Annotated in this window: 4 protein-coding genes; all 4 read left to right on the top strand. The window is 68.3% G+C overall.

What is annotated here, in order from left to right; genetic code table 11:
- The first annotated feature begins 90 nt into the window (after positions 1-90).
- The 4 genes from pglW (at position 91) to pglZ (ending at position 15,409) form a co-directional block, all read left to right on the top strand.
- Positions 91-4,752 carry a BREX system serine/threonine kinase PglW gene (gene pglW, locus ACFQ8C_RS02260; RefSeq protein ID WP_383451386.1) on the top strand — a complete coding sequence of 1,554 codons (4,662 nt, stop codon included), beginning with the start codon at positions 91-93 and terminating at the stop codon, positions 4,750-4,752.
- Positions 4,753-4,815: 63 nt separating this feature from the next.
- On the top strand, positions 4,816-8,574 hold the full coding sequence (gene pglX / locus ACFQ8C_RS02255) for a BREX-2 system adenine-specific DNA-methyltransferase PglX (RefSeq protein ID WP_383451384.1): 3,759 nt from the start codon (positions 4,816-4,818) through the stop codon (positions 8,572-8,574).
- 23 nt (positions 8,575-8,597) lie between these two features.
- Positions 8,598-12,491 carry a phage resistance protein gene (locus ACFQ8C_RS02250; RefSeq protein WP_383451382.1) on the top strand — a complete coding sequence of 1,298 codons (3,894 nt, stop codon included), beginning with the start codon at positions 8,598-8,600 and terminating at the stop codon, positions 12,489-12,491.
- Positions 12,491-15,409 carry a BREX-2 system phosphatase PglZ gene (pglZ, locus tag ACFQ8C_RS02245; protein WP_383451380.1) on the top strand — a complete coding sequence of 973 codons (2,919 nt, stop codon included), beginning with the start codon at positions 12,491-12,493 and terminating at the stop codon, positions 15,407-15,409. The genes ACFQ8C_RS02250 and pglZ overlap by 1 nt, the downstream gene beginning before the upstream one ends.
- Positions 15,410-15,468 lie beyond the last annotated feature (59 nt).

Below are 15,468 nucleotides of genomic sequence, written 5' to 3'. Positions count from 1 at the left end.
ATTCAGCGGGGGCAGCCCGACGTTCCTGCGAACGGCGGCAGGATCGCGGTACGCGCAAATACGTGCAAATGGACACAGGTGGGGAGTCGCATGCTGGAAGGTCGGTGGACGACGGTCACCGAGTCCGAGCACGAGCACGAGCGCCGCGGCCTGGAAGCGATCCGCAGGCGTCTGCCGGACGAAGAGCCGTGGCGCGCCTGGTCGAATTTCACGTTCACCGCGAACAGCGGCCATGTCCGCGAGATCGATCTTCTGGTGACAGCACCGGCCGGGGTGTTCCTCCTCGAGCTAAAGGACTGGCATGGATCGGTACACGGCGGCGGTAACGACTGGGTGCAGACCACGCCCGGCGGGACCCAGCGGCGGCACGGCAACCCCCTGCACCTGGCGAACCGGAAGGCCAAGGAGCTGTCCGGCCTGATCAACGACATCTCCGGCCAGCCCGGAGGCCGGCCGAAGATCTGGGTGGGCGAGGCGGTCTGCTTCACCGATGACAAGCTCCGGGTGAACCTTCCGGCCACCGATCTGAACGGCGTTTTCACGGTCAAGCAGCTCGTGGACATGTTGGCCGAGCCGCCGGCAGACGCCCGGCGCCGGATAACGGCCGAGACGTCTCGCCGCGTCGACGTGGCCCTGAAGAAGCTCGGCATCGCACCGATCCGCCGCCAGCATGAGGTGGGCTCCTATCTCCTGGATGCGAAGGCGTTCGACTCCGGCCCCACCTGGGCCGACTACCTGGGCCGTCACTCCCAGCTGCACGATCTGGCACGAGTGCGGGTCTTCCTCAGCGAGCGCGGTGCTTCAGACGCCGAGCGGCGTTCCGTAGAGCAGGCCGCTGCTCGCGAGGCACTCGTGCTCAGCCGGTTCCGGCATCCGGGTGCGGTGCAGCTGAAGAGTTATCTGCCGTCGGGGCATCCGGCCGGGCCGACGATTCTGTTCAACTACCACCCGGAGACTCTGCGCCTGGACGACTTTCTGGTGCAGCACGGGAAGCAGCTGGACCTGCGGGGCCGCCTCGCGCTCGTACGGCAGCTCGCGGAGACGGTGCGCTCCGCGCACTCGCGCCGTGTCCATCACCGCACGCTGTCGGCGCACGCGGTGCACATCATTCCGCGTGATCGCGGCCCGCGCGGGCGGGAGCTCAGCGAGGAGCAGCGCTGGCTGGGTCCTTGGCCGCAGATCGCGGATTGGCAGATCGCTACAGGACAGAGCGCCAGCCGTGGCCGGCCCCTGACCCTGGCTCCTACAAATGTGTCCGGGTTCCACGTCTCGGAGCAGGCTGATCCGTATCTGGCGCCGGAGCTGAGGATCCCGAAGGCCGACCCGGTGCGTCTCGATGTGTACGGGCTCGGTGTCCTTACGTATCTGCTGGTCACCGGGCAGGCGCCAGGCGCAAGCCAGAGCGAGGTCATGGCCCGCCTGGAAGCCGGTGAGAGCCTGCGACCGAGTGCCTTGGTCGACGGACTCAACCCGGACATCGACGACCTGGTGGAGGCGTCCACCGCGTACGAACCGGGTCGGCGCCTGTCCACGGTCGACGACTTCCTGGAGATGCTGGAGTACGTCGAGCAGGCATTCACCGAGAAGGACTCCGTCGGCCCGGCCGCAGGCGCGGGCGGGGACGGCGGGTCGGGGTCGGAAGCGGACGAGGATCGGGGCGAGCCGGACAAGGACCCGCTGGAGGCCGTGGCCGGGGATGTACTGGCCGGGCGCTGGGAGGTTGTTCGCCGGCTTGGCACGGGTTCGACCTCTCGGGCGTTCCTGGTGAGGGATCTCGCGGGCGAGCCGCGGCGTAGCGGCACCCTGCCGGTGGCTGTGCTGAAAGTCGCGCTGAGCGAGGCCAAGCACGCGGTCCTGGATCGGGAGGCCCAGATCTTGGGCCGCATCCACCGGGATTCCAGCATCATCGCGCTGTACGAGCGGGAGCCGATCACTCTCGCGGGACGTCGGGTGCTCGCTCTCGAATACGTCGGCGACAGCCGAGAGCTGAAGGAGCAGGACCGTGGTGACGGGAAGGGACCGAGGCGGCGTGAGGACACCGTCGCGCGTCAGCTGCGGGACAACGGCCGCCTGGGCATGGACCAGCTGGAGGCGTACGGGAAGTACCTCTTCGGCGCGGTGGAGCACTTGGAGGCGGAAGGAATCTGGCATCGGGACCTGAAGCCGGACAACATCGCCATCCGGATCCGTCCCAACGGCACCCGACAGTTGGTGCTGATCGACTTCTCGCTCGCCGGGTACCCGGCGAAGGAGATCGATGCGGGCACCGAGGGCTATCTCGACCCGTTCGTGGGAGTCATCACGCGCGGCTCGTACGACGGTCATGCCGAGCGGTACGCGCTCGCGGCGACATTGCACGAGATGGCGTCGAACGAGTTGCCCCGATGGGGTGACGGTGCCGTCACAGCCCGGCAGACCGATCCGAAGGAGTGGCCGTACCCGCAGCTCGCCGCCGATGCCTTCGAGCCGGCAGTTCGCGACGGCCTGGTCGCCTTCTTCCGCAAGGCTTTGGCGCGGGACGTGAAGGACCGGTTCTCGGACCTGAAGCCGATGGAGCGTGCCTGGCAGGCACTCTTCCTGGATGCGCAGCGGACAACGGCTCCGAGCTCCGGGCACGGTACGGCGGAAAGCGCAGGGACCACGCAGGAAGCCCGGCCGCAGATCGGCCGCGAGGACGACGATGCCTCCGTCGAGCAGGTTCGTGACCAGCAGGCGGCCAGGGCTGACCGTACGACGCCTCTGTCCGTGGCAGGGCTGACGCTTTCCGCGCAGTCCCAGCTGTTCGCCATGGGTCTGAACACCGTTGGGGACGTACTGGATTACTCGGCGAGGAAGTTCCTCACTGCGCCGGGCATGGGCTCGCGTACTCGGGAGGAGATCCAGCGCCGGCAGAAGGAGTGGAACCTCCGACTCGGCAAAGCGGCCCCCGCACCACTCAGCGCGGAAGCCCGCAAGGCAGCCGGTCAGGAAATCACCGAGCTGGAGCAGGCGGTAGCCGAGTCGGTCGCTGCAGGCGGCGGAAATGTCACTGACCCGCAGCTTCTGGGCGCACTGAGCCTGGACGCGCTGGCTGCTCGCCTGGTCCCGAAGCCATCCAGCGGCAATGCCCGCTCCAACGCCAAGGAGCGCGAAGCGGTCCGGTTGCTACTGCGGCTGCCCAACGAGACCGGCAAGCTGCCTGAGGGCCTGGCGTGGGTTCGGCAGCGGGACGTCGCTGACGCGGTGGGCCTGACCGCGGGCCGTATCCCGCAGATCGTGAAGAAGGCGCGCGAGCGATGGTACGAGGACGCCGCCTTTGGACTGCTGCGCGAGGAGGTGGTGGAGCTTCTTGCCGAGCGCGGACGGGTGGCCCCGGTGATCGAGCTCGCCGACGCGCTGATCGCCCGGCGCGGCACCCAGCACGTGGAGCGTCGCGACCGGCGCGCGCTCGCACTGTCGCTCGTGCGCGCGGTGGTCGAGCGAGAGAGCTACAACAACGAGTCCCCGCCGCTCTTCCGCTACTTCCATGCCCGGATGCCCAAGGGCGCCGATCCGGTGCTCGGCCTGCTCGCCATCGATGTCCGGGAGGGCGTGGACGGCCCGGATACCCCGACGCTGCCCGCTCTACAGGAATACGCGCTCAACCTGGGCGCGCGAGCCGACCGACTCGCGGACCTGGGATCCCTGCCGACGGCCAGCACCGTCCTTACCGAGCTGGACGCGGTGCGACGGCCGCCGGGAAACCTGGGCTGGGACGAGCGGCGCACCGCCGAGATCGCGGTGGCTGCTTCCAACCGAGCCGCTCTCACCCCCCGACTGGAGATCTACCCGCGCGACCTGGACCTGGTTCGCGCGCTAAGGATCACCCAGGCCGGTGTGGTGGCCGTCCAGCCGGGCGTCGAGGAGGAGCGACTGCCGGGTCTCACGGTTGACGCCCTGCACAAGCGAGTTACGACCCGCTTCCCCGACCTGGGCACAGACCCGCTGGTGCCACGCGAATTGCCCACCGGCAGCGCACTGGTCCGTTACCTGAAGCAGGCCGGCTTCGAGCTGAAGCTGGCCACGCGTTACGACAAGGTGCTCCGCCTCATCCCGGACCGGCCGGCCGGGGACGCCACCGCCGGCCTGACCTCGGCGAGCTGGGGAGCCTCGGCGGCCCGTCGATCGGCCCCCACCCAGTACGACGCGGACGCGGCCGTCGCCGCCGCGGTCAAGGCCGAACAGCGGCTCAGGCACTCGGCGCGGCAGGACGGCTTCCGGGTCCTGACCGTGCCCCACCGGGGTGCTGAGGACGCGGTGCGGCACCTGGCGGACGAGCCGTACGGTGTGCGGCCGGTGTCATTGACCGGGCTCTTCGTGAAGGAACTGCGCGATGTGATCGGCGAGGCGGCCAGACCGACCTGGGAGACCGTCCTCAAGGCGGACGCCGCCGAACCCGGAAGCCGGGCCCACCAGCAGCTGCGCATCCGCACAGACAAGGCGTGGGGGCGCATCGAGCCGCAGCTGCGAGAGCGACTGAGGCAGGCGCAGGGACCGCTGCTCCTTACCGACACTGCGGTGCTCGCCCGGTACGACGCGCTGGACCTGCTCGTAAGACTCGCGGAGGAAGCGCGGCAAGGTGGCAGCCCGCTGTGGCTGCTCGTCGCCCAGTCCGACCCAGCGAAAGCACCACGGCTGGCCGGGCAGAGCGTGCCGTACCAGGCAGGGTTCGACGAGTGGATCGTCGTGCCCGATGCCTGGGTCGCGCGCAAACACCTCGCACCGGACGCCTGACCCTCTTCCTCTCCTGAACCGGCCTTCTTCCGCCCACTCCGTTTTCTCTACAGGAGCCGTTCCGTGATCGACCGCAAGAGCCTCCTCGCCGACCTGCAGAAGCAGGTCAAGGCGGCAGAGACCGACCTTGAACAGCAGGTCAAAGCTGTCCCCGAGGTAGGGACGCGGCTGCGCGGTGAGTATGAGCAGGCCCGGAAGCTGGGCCGTACGGCGGCGACGTGGAACGCCTGGGTCGGGGAGCGGATCACCCAGGTTGCGGTGGCCTGGGTGCTGGGCACCGTCTTCGTCCGCTTCAGTGAGGACAACCGGCTGATCGCTGAGCCGTACATCACCGCGCCGGATGTGGCTGGGCGCGAGACCGCGCAGGCGCGGTACGAGGAGTACCTGGAGAAGGACACCGACCCGACGTACCGAGGCTGGCTGGAGACGGCGTTCGCAGAGCTGGGCGCTGGGCAGGCCGGTCGACTGCTCTTCGACCGCGACCACAACCCGCTCTACCAGATCCCGCTTTCGCACGACGGGGCCGGCGCGCTGCTCGCGTTCTGGCGGGAGCAGCGTGCTGGCGAGGGAGAGCTCAGCGGCGACGGCGATGGCGGTGTCGGCGGCCCTGTTCTCGTACACGACTTCAGCGACCCGCTGAGCGAGGATGGCACCGAGGGCTGGGACACCCGGTTCCTCGGCGATCTGTACCAGGATCTGAGCGAGGCGGCCCGCAAGACGTACGCGCTGCTGCAAACCCCGGAGTTCGTGGAGGAGTTCATCCTCGACCGGACTATGACCCCGGCAGTGCGGGAGTTCGGCTTCGAAGAACTGAAGATGATCGATCCGACATGTGGGTCGGGGCACTTTGTACTCGGCGCGTTCCGGCGGCTGGTGCGGATGTGGGCATCGCAGCGACCCGAAGTCGGCCCGTACGAACGGGTGCGGGCGGCTTTGGAGTCTGTGCATGGAGTGGACCTCAACCCGTTCGCGGTTGCGGTGGCCCGCTTCCGACTGCTGGTCGCGGCGATGGCTTCGAGCGGCATGCGGACTTTCGCAGAGGCGCGGCAGTACGAGTGGCCGGTCCAGCTCGCAGTGGGTGACTCGCTGCTGCCGACGGAGCACCGACAGGAGGGACTCTTCGGCGACGAGCAGCTGAGCCTTGGTGACAGTGTGGAATCGGGCGATGCCGAAGACCCGTACTACGCCCTGAGCACGGAGGACGTGTTCGAGTACCCGCAGATCCTGAACCGGGGCCGTTACCACGTGGTCGTGGGGAATCCTCCGTACATCACGGTCAAGGACAAAACGCTCAACGAGCTGTATCGCAAGCTGTACAGCGCGTGCGCGGGTACGTACGCGCTGTCGGTCCCATTCGCGCAGCGCTTCTTCGAGCTCGCGGTTCGGGGCGACGGAAAGTCCGGGCTCGGCTACGGCATGGTCGGCCAGATCACGGCGAACTCCTTCATGAAGAGGGAGTTCGGTGCGAAGCTGATCGAGAGCTTCTTCCGGGATCAGGTCGAACTGACGGAGGTCATCGATACGTCGGGGGCGTACATCCCGGGGCATGGAACTCCGACGGTTATCCTTGTCGGCCGCCCGCTGGATTACACGGGCGCTCGCCGGGCCACCATCCGCACCGTCCGCAGCGTTCAGGGGGAGCCAGCGGCGCCGGAGAAGGCGGAGGATGGACTCGTCTGGCGGGCTATCACTCAACAGACCGACTCCCCGGGCTCCGAGAGTAACTGGATCAGCGTTCGCGACACGCGACGGGACGACCTGTCAAAGCACCCATGGAGTCTGACAGGAGGTGCCGCACCAGACATCCTGAATATCATCGAAAGTGCGGGAACGCGGCTGCGAACTGCGTCTAAAGAGCTCGGCTTGTCTATCGTTACTGGCGAGGACAACGCTTTCGGCTCGGTGAACACTGCTGCCGCCCGCCAGCGAGGTGCCAGGCCCACCGCTGTCGCTAATGGCGATGAGGTTCGGGATTGGGGTCTCGCCGGCGCGACCTGGCTCACCAGCCCGTACGACCAGGATATGAAGCTCCTTGAAGGCGCGGAGATCGAGGACTTGCTGCGCTTCATGTGGCCACTGCGTCACGTATTGGAACTTCGAAAGCGCTTCAGTATCACGATGCTAGACAGGGGAATCCCTTGGATTTCATGGCGTGAGGTTTACGGCTCCCGTGTCAAGGCGCGACAGTTGATCGTCTACGCAAAAGTGACGACGCACAATCACTTCTACCTGCAGACCGGCCGGGTTCCCGTGAAGGACTCGGCGCAGGTAATCAAGCTCCGTGAGGACGCCACAGCGGAAGAGCACCTGGCGCTGCTTGGGTTGCTCAACAGCTCCACGGCGGGATTCTGGCTCAAGATGGTTAGCCATGACAAGGGCATTCGTGGAGAGGGGGGCGGATTTACCAGCGATGATTGGGAGCGCTTCTATGAGTTCACCGGGACCAAGCTCCAGGAATTCCCCCTACCCTCCCGATACCCCACTGCCCTCGCCACCGAGCTTGACGCCCTCGCCCAGCAGCTCTCCGCGACGACCCCCGGCGCCCTCGCTACCGAGGGCGTCCCAACCGCTACGGCCCTCCGCGAAGCTCAAACCCACTACAACTCCACTCGCGCCCGCATGATCGCTCTCCAGGAGGAGCTGGACTGGCAGGTGTACTCCCTGTACGACTTGCACTCCGAAGATTTGCGCCTGCCCGAGCCCTCAGCTGTGCCCAAACTCGCCCTCGGCGAGCGGGCTTTCGAGATCGTCCTAGCGCGACAGGTTGCGGCTGGCGAGGCCAGTGGCGAATGGTTCAAGCGGCACGGCTCGACGCCAATCACGGAGATCCCCACGCACTGGCCCGCCGACTACCAGGCACTTGTCCAGAGGCGGATCGACGTCATCCATTCGAACCGCGCTATCGGCATGGTGGAGCGGCCGGAGTACAAGCGGCGCTGGGCCACCGAGGGCTGGGACGCGATGCGGCAGAAGGCGCTGAAGTCCTGGCTGCTCGACCGAGTTGAGGACCGCGCGCACTGGTTCGACGCCAGCGGCAACCCGACTGTCATCACCCTCGCTCGTCTCGCCGAAAACCTGTCCGCAAACGAGGACTTTGTGTCCGTCGCCGAGCTGTACGCGCCCCGGCAGGACCTGGCGAAGACCGTACGGGAGCTGCTGTCCGAGGAGCACGTGCCGTTCGTCTCCGCGCTGCGGTACAAGCCGACGGGGCTCAAGAAGCGCGCCGACTGGGAGTATGTGTGGAGGAAGCAGCGCGAGGAGGACGCCGCTCCTGACGAGCCGACCAAGCGGCAGATCCGCAAGGGGACGCCCGTGCCGCCGAAGTACACCTCGGCGGACTTCCTGAAGCCGAGCTACTGGCGAGCGCGTGGCAAGCTCGACGTGCCCAAGGAGCGCTTCGTGTCGTATGGCGCGGTCAACGCGCAGTCGCCGGAGCTGTACGGCTGGGCTGGCTGGGACCACTTGGAGCAGGGACTGGCTCTTGCCTCGCACATCCAGCAGGCGGGGCTCGGCGACGACGAGATCGTGCCGTACCTGGCCGGGCTGCTTGAGCTGCAGCCGTGGCTGGAGCAGTGGCATGGCGAGTACGACCCGGAGTTCGGGGCGTCGCCGGCCGGCGAGATCCTGGCATTCCGGCAGCAGAAGCAGGGCGAGCTCGGGCTGACTGACGACGCGCTACGGGCCTGGCGCCCGGTTGCGGCCACCCGCGGTGGCGCGAAGAAGGCAGCCGCGCCCAAGAGGCGAACGAGCACGAGGGCCGCCGTGCAGATGTCCGTCACGGACAACGTCACCGATGCCGTCGCCGGCGCAGAGTCCGACTGATCAGGGCGAGGAGCTTAAACACCATGGCGTTCATGAGTAGGAACAACTCTCGCCCTGAGGACCGGCCGCTTCTGCGGGAGCTGATCGACATCCCGGAGTCGGTGTCCACCTCCGACTTCGTGCTGAAGCTGAACGAGGCGGTCACCCCCGAGGGGGCTGAGGCGGCCCTGAAGGACTACGTCGTCACCGACCGGCTGCTGGGCAACTTCGACGAGGCCCTGGACCTGATCAAGTCGGCGCTCGACAGTCACTCGTCGAAGGCGGCATATCTGCACGGTTCGTTCGGTTCCGGTAAGTCGCACTTCATGGCGGTGCTTTACGCGCTGCTCTCGCGCAACCAGGCCGCTCGGAACCGTAGCGAGCTCGATCAGGTTCGGGCCCGGCACTCCTGGCTGGACGCGGACGATCGCAAGTTCCTGCTGGTGCCGTACCACATGCTCGGCGCCAAGTCTTTGGAGCAGCGGGTGCTCGGCAAGTACGTGGAGCACGTACGCAAGCTGCACGAGGATTGCCCGCTGCCGCAGGTCTACCGGACCGACGGGATCTTCGAGGACTTTGCCGAGCAGCGCCGCCGTAACGGCGACGACTGGGTGATCGCGCAGCTCGCCGATGCCGGTGGTCAGGAGGACGAATGGGGTGATTCTTTCTCCTGGACCAGCAGCCTTCTCGACGAGGCCATGGACGCGGTGGAGGAACACGAGAACACCAAGAGCCTCGATCTGGACAATCCCTCCACGCCGAGGGAACTGCGTGCCCGCCTCGTGCAGGACCTCACAAGAACGCTGTTCCCCGCCTTCGCGCGCAATGCTTCCGAGGACGTCAGCGGCTTCATCTCCCTCGACAGGGGGCTCAGCGTCATCGCGGCGCACGCCAAGGCGCTGGGCTACGACGGGCTCATCCTGTTCATGGACGAGCTGATCCTGTGGCTGGCCACTCTCATCCACGACCAGAAGGTGCTGGGCAGGGAATCCAGCAAGGTGACGAACTTCGTGGAGGGCGGTGACGAGCGGCGTGCCATTCCGGTGGTGTCGTTCATCGCCCGTCAGCGCGATCTGCGTGAGCTCGTCGGTGAGGAAATGTCGGGTGCCGCCGAGGCGGCAGTGCAGGACACCCTGAAGCTCAACGGCGGGCGTTACGACGAGATTGTCTTGGAGGACCGCAACCTTCCTCAGATCGCGCAGGCTCGTCTGCTCAAGCCCGTGCCGGGTGCCGAGGCGAAGGTGGACGCGGCGTTCGCCGAGGCCAAGAAGCTCGGTCCGGACGTGTGGGACACCCTGCTGGGTCACGACAAGTCCACCACCGGCGCGGACGAGGACGCTTTTAGGCGGACCTACCCGTTCCCGCCGGCGTTCATGGACACCCTGGTGCACATCTCTGCCGCGCTGCAGCGCTCCCGCACTGGCCTGAAGTTGATGAGCCAGCTGCTCGTCGACCATCGTGACGACTGGCGGCTCGGACAGCTCGTGCCGCTCGGCGATCTGTATCCGGCGATCGCGGGCGGCGGCGACAAGGCGTTCAGTGGGGAGACCAATGTCCACTTCGAGGCTGCCGACAAGCTGTACCGGGACAAGCTGCGCCCGTACTTGTTGAAGACCAACCAGGTCACCGAGGACCAGGTCGAGGCGTACCGACGCTCTCCCGAGAGCTTGGGCGACCCGCAGCTCGCGGCCCGTTGCCGCGACTTCACCGGCGACAGCCGGCTCCTGCAGACCCTCTTGCTGTCGGCGCTCGCGCCCAGTGTGCCCGCGCTCGCCGACCTCACGTTGGCGCGGCTGCACGCTCTCAACCACGGTTCCATCACCACCCGCATCGCGGGGACGGAGGTTGGCCGGCTGGAGCAGAAGGTGAAGGAGTGGGCGGCGACCTTCCCTGAGATCAAGGTCGCCGGTACCGGGCCGGGGTCGGTGGTCCGTCTGGAGCTCACCGGCGTCGACTTGGACGCCGTCCTCGCCAACGCACAGGTTCACAACAACCTGGGCAACCGGCGTGCCAAGATGCGCAGCCTGCTCAAGGACGCGCTCGGGGTTGGTGACGGGCCCGGCGGCTTTGACGCATACGACGTGCTGGACCTTGTGTGGAAGGGCACGGAACGACAGATCGAGGTGGTCTTTGGCCACGTCGCCGACGTCGACTCGCTGTCCGAGGCGACTTTGCGGCCCAGCCAGGACGACGCTTGGCGGCTCGTCGTCGATTTCCCTTATGACGAGGGCGAGTTCGGTCCGATGGACGACCTGCAGCGGCTGCGTGCCCTGCGGGAGAAGCCGGGCGGCGACTCGCGCACCCTGGCCTGGCTGCCCACGCACCTGACCGACGCCTCCCGCAGTGACTTCGAGCGTCTCGTCGTCATCGACAAGGCCCTCGCCGACGAGGCACGATTCGACTCCGAATTCGCACGCAGCCTCAACGCTGACGACAAGGCGCGCGCCAAGAGCATGCTGCAGTCACAGCGCAACATCCTCACCGAGCGCGTCACCCAGGCGCTGCGGCAGGCGTACGGGCTCGCACAAAAGCAGGAAGGGGTCGTCGACCTCGGCTTCGACACCCACTTGGTCGCCCAGCAGGATGTACCTGAGCTTCGGCTTCCGCTCGGTGCAGCGCTGGACGCTGCTGCCCGCGACCTGGCTGGCAGGCTGCTTGCCCACCAGTACCCTGCCCACCCCGACCTGGACCCCGATGGGGCCGGCAAGTCTGTGAAGCCTGCCGAGATCAGGACCGTCTTCGAGTACGTGCGCAAGGCTGCCGAGGACCGCGATGGACAGGTCGAGGTCGATGGCAAGGACCGCAAGATCATGGCGCGGATCGCAGGCGGCCTCGGGCTCGGCACCATGCGGGAGGCGTACTACCGGCAGTCCACCACCTGGCCTGACCACTTCACCAGCCAGGCCCGCCGGGACGGTACGGCCGAGCCGACTCTGGTGAAGCTCTCCGACTGGAGCGACCTTCCCGAGCCGCGCGGACTGTCCGAGCCGCTTCGCCGGCTGCTCGCCGCCGCCTACGCGGAGACGACCGACCGGGTGTGGGTTCGCGGGGGTGTCCCCGTCGAACCGGCGCCCGCACCACATGAGTTGAAGCGGGACTACGCCCTGCGTGAGCAGGCTCTGCCCAGCGAGGAGGACTGGACCGAGGCGCGCAAGAGGTACGAGACCGTGCTCGGGGACCGGGCGCCGCAACTGCGTCGCGGGCGGATCGTCAACCAGTTCGCCGGACAGATCAAGCAGGCCGCCACCGCGCTTGCCCAGGACGCAGGACGGCTCGTCGGGGAGCTGGAGAAGCACCGTTCCTTCCTGCGCCTCGATGACGCCTCGCCTCGCCTCGTCCTCGCCCGGCGGGCGCAGGAGCTGGTGAAGTCGGTGACGGAGGGCGGCATAGACGCCAAGAGCGTCGTTGACCGGCTCGCACGCTTCGACCTTGGCGACTTCACCGCACACCGCTACGCCATGTCCCTCAAGGGCGCGGGGAAGGTTGCTGCCGCGCTGCAGAACACCAGCTGGGACCAGCTGGGCCTGGCCGACACCCTCGGTGTGGACGGCGCGGCTGTCCTGGAGCGGGTGCGAGATGCCGCCGTCGGCGATCCGGGGGATTACCCCGACCTGCCGGGCGTGTTGCAGGCCAGTGGCCGGGAGGTGTTGTCCCTGCTGAGGTCCCGACAGACCACGGCCGAGCAGCCTCAAACCCCCGTTATCCCGTCGCCGAGTTCGGACGACGTGGACCTGATCGGCGGCTCCTCCCACCCACAGGTGCTGCCGGAGCCGGTGGCGCAGCCGGGGTCCCGCACGCCGTCTCGGTCCGTTGTCCGCTCCGGCGGTGGGCGGACCACCGCCGCCAGGGCTGCCGCCGAGTTGCAGGCGGAGATCGCGGCGCTCGCGGCCGAGAACCCCAACGCCACCGTCGAGGTCGTCTGGAAGGTTATCGACTGATGTCCGAGACCGTCACCACAGCGCCCGCGTCCGCTGGTCTTGCCCGGCTGCCGACGGGTACCGTGCGCCAGTACCTGGCCGCGCGCAGCCGGCTCGGTGACGGCACGGTCCGCGTCCTGCTGCTGCGGGCCGATCCGGTCTGGGACGGGCCCGCCGTGCTACAGACTGCGGGCGTGCTGCGGGCGCGCGTGGCCGTCGGTCCCTCGGTATTGGCCGTACATGAGCAGATCCTGGGCCACCTCGACGCGGCAACTGCCCCCGACCCCAAGGTCCTGGTCGTCCTCACCGACCGCGAGGACACCGACCTCGACCCCGGGCTGCTTGCCCGCGTCTACGGCGGCAGGATCCGGTCCGTCGACAACTGGGAAGTCGTGCAAGAGGCGTTCGACGCACGCGGCCTCGACGGGCGACTGCGCAGCGAGACCTGGGCGGCCGAAGCGCTCCTGGACGCGGCGGCCACCCGCGGCTGGCCCTCGTTGGGCAAGGGAGTGCTCTCCCGAGACGAGGCACTCACCCGACTGGCCAGGCGCCGTCTCAGGCTCGGCCGCCACGACACGGATGCGCTGGGCGGGCCGGCCGCACACGACGACGGAGACCGCATCGACCCCGTCGCCCTGTTCCGATGGGCCCTTACCCCTGGCGGCCCCGACCTCCTGCGCGAACTGCGCGGACCGGAACGGGCAGGCTTGGCCCGCTTCCTCGCCGAACCCGAACAAGGCGGCTCGACCGGAAAGATCATCACCGCCTTGGTGAACGCCGAACACGGGGCCGACGCAGCCGCCTACGCGGTCGTCTGCGCCGCCTTGTGGGGGCACGCGGAGGCCGACCACGACTTGTACCGGGCGCGAGGGCGCGCTGAGCGGTGGCTCGGTGAACAGCCTCCCGCCCAGGGTGACGACCTCGACAGACTTCTGGCCTCCTTCGGATCCAGTGGCGAGGTGTTCGTCCGCGGGCTTGTCGACCGAGGCGAGCACCGGCTCGCCGACCCGGTCCTGACTCGGGCCGCACAGCTCGTGGCACAGTTCGGGGCACAGGCTGCCGCGACTGCCAGCCCGCTGCTCGCGGCCGGACTCGATGCCCGCTTCACTGCGGCTGGTCGTGCCCTCGCGGACGGCGGCACCGACACGATCACCGCTGCCGTCACCGCGCTGGCGGACCATGCTCTGGCCGCCGACGGCGCTACCCGGGCCCGTATCGAGCGGGTGAGGATGGCGGCGCGGTTGCGGCAGTGGCTTGCCGGCTCGCCTGAGGCCGATATCGCCTCGGTAGCTGACGGCACCGCCCGTCAGATCTGTGAACTCGGCTGGGTGGACCGGGCCTTGGAACACCTCGAAGCGGGCGGCGACCCGGACGGCGTACTCGCCGGCGCGTACAGCCGGATTGGTGTGCAGGTGCGGGACAAGCGCCGCGAGCTGGACCGTGCATTCTCCGAGCGGCTTGCGGTGTGGACCGCGGATGGAACTGCTCCCGGCGCCATGCTCACCGTGGAGAGCTTGCTGGGCCGGGTTGTCGCGCCCGTCGTGGCCAGCCCCGGTCGACGGGTTCTGCTCCTGCTCGTGGATGGGATGAGCGCGGCGATAGCGGCGGAGCTTGGTGAAGAACTTCGCGGGCAGTGGGCGGAGTTCGACCCGCTGCCTGCTGCGACCGGAGCGCCTGTTCGGCGTGCCATGGCTGCCGCGCTGCCCACCCTCACGGCCGTATCCCGGACCTCGTTGTTCGCGGGCACCCTGATGAAGGGCGACCAGAGCGACGAGAAGCGGCTCTTCCCCCAGCACTCCTGCTGGAGCGGGGCTCCGGCGGTCGTCTTCCACAAGGATGACCTGCGCGGCCCTGACACCGGCTCGCCCTTCTCCACCGCTCTCACCGAAGCCCTCGCCGACGAGCGCACCCATGTCGCGGTCGTGCTGAACACGGTCGACGACCGCCTCGGCAAGGAGCAGAAGCTCGGCGACGGCGCGTGGCAGGCCAAGGAAATTGGCGGGCTGGAGCCGTTGCTGCGGGCTGCCCGCGCGTTCGGCATGACCGTGCTACTCACCTCCGACCACGGACACGTAGTCGAGCGGCGGGGCACCAAGCTCGATGCGGCCGGCGGCACGATCGGTTCGGCCCGCCACCGCACTCCTGGTGGCCCCGTCGCCCCGGCTGAGATCGGGCTGTCAGGACCTCGGGTGGTCTGGCCGGAGCCCGGATCGCAGATCGTCGCGCTGCGGGACCACGACACCCGGTACACCGCGCTAAAGGCGGGCTACCACGGTGGGGCGACTCTCGCAGAGTTCACCATCCCCCTCCTCGCCCTCCTTCCCTTCGGCGCTGAGCCGCCGATCGGGTGGCGGGAGCTGGGCGACCCGACACCCTCCTGGTGGACGGAGGACGCCGAGGACGGTGTCGTCGTCGAGGCAGGCACCAAGAACGAAGCGGGCACAGGTGGCGTGTCCGATGCCGCCGTGGCGAGCCCGCGCCGCAAGCAGAACAGGAAGGCTGCCCCGCCCGCCCCCGAGGGCGTCATCAGCCTGTTCGGCGAAGAGGAGGTGGCTCCCCCCGTACCGCAGGAACCCGCCGAGCTGGCGGCCGAGCCCGAGCCCGCACCCACCTCCAACCAGTCCGAAGACCCTGCTGTTGCCCTGGTCGAGCGGCTCATGGCGACCGAGCTGTACCAGGCACAGCTGGACCTGCTCGCCCGTAAGCCACGCGACAAGACCGTCCTCCCGAAGGCACTGGTCGCGCTTGTCGAGGCCGGCACCCTGCCGATGACCGCTCTTGCCGAGCGAGCGGGCCAGCCCGCCACGCGTGCACCCGGCTTCGCAGCGACCCTCGCCCAGCTCCTCAATTACGACGGGGCCCAGATCCTGGAGATCCTCCCTGACAACCGCACCCTTCGCCTCCACCGCGCCCAGCTGATCGAGCAGTTCGGGCTGTGAACCGGCGCAGCGCGCCTGCATCGGGCGGGCCGGTCTCCCGGCCCGCCCGGTCCGCGTGC

The organism is Streptomyces sp. NPDC056503 (genome assembly GCF_042794995.1).
In the GTDB taxonomy this organism is placed as follows: Bacteria; Actinomycetota; Actinomycetes; order Streptomycetales; family Streptomycetaceae; genus Streptomyces.
Note: the sequence above shows the minus strand (reverse complement) of the source record. Positions and strands in the feature narration are given on the sequence as shown.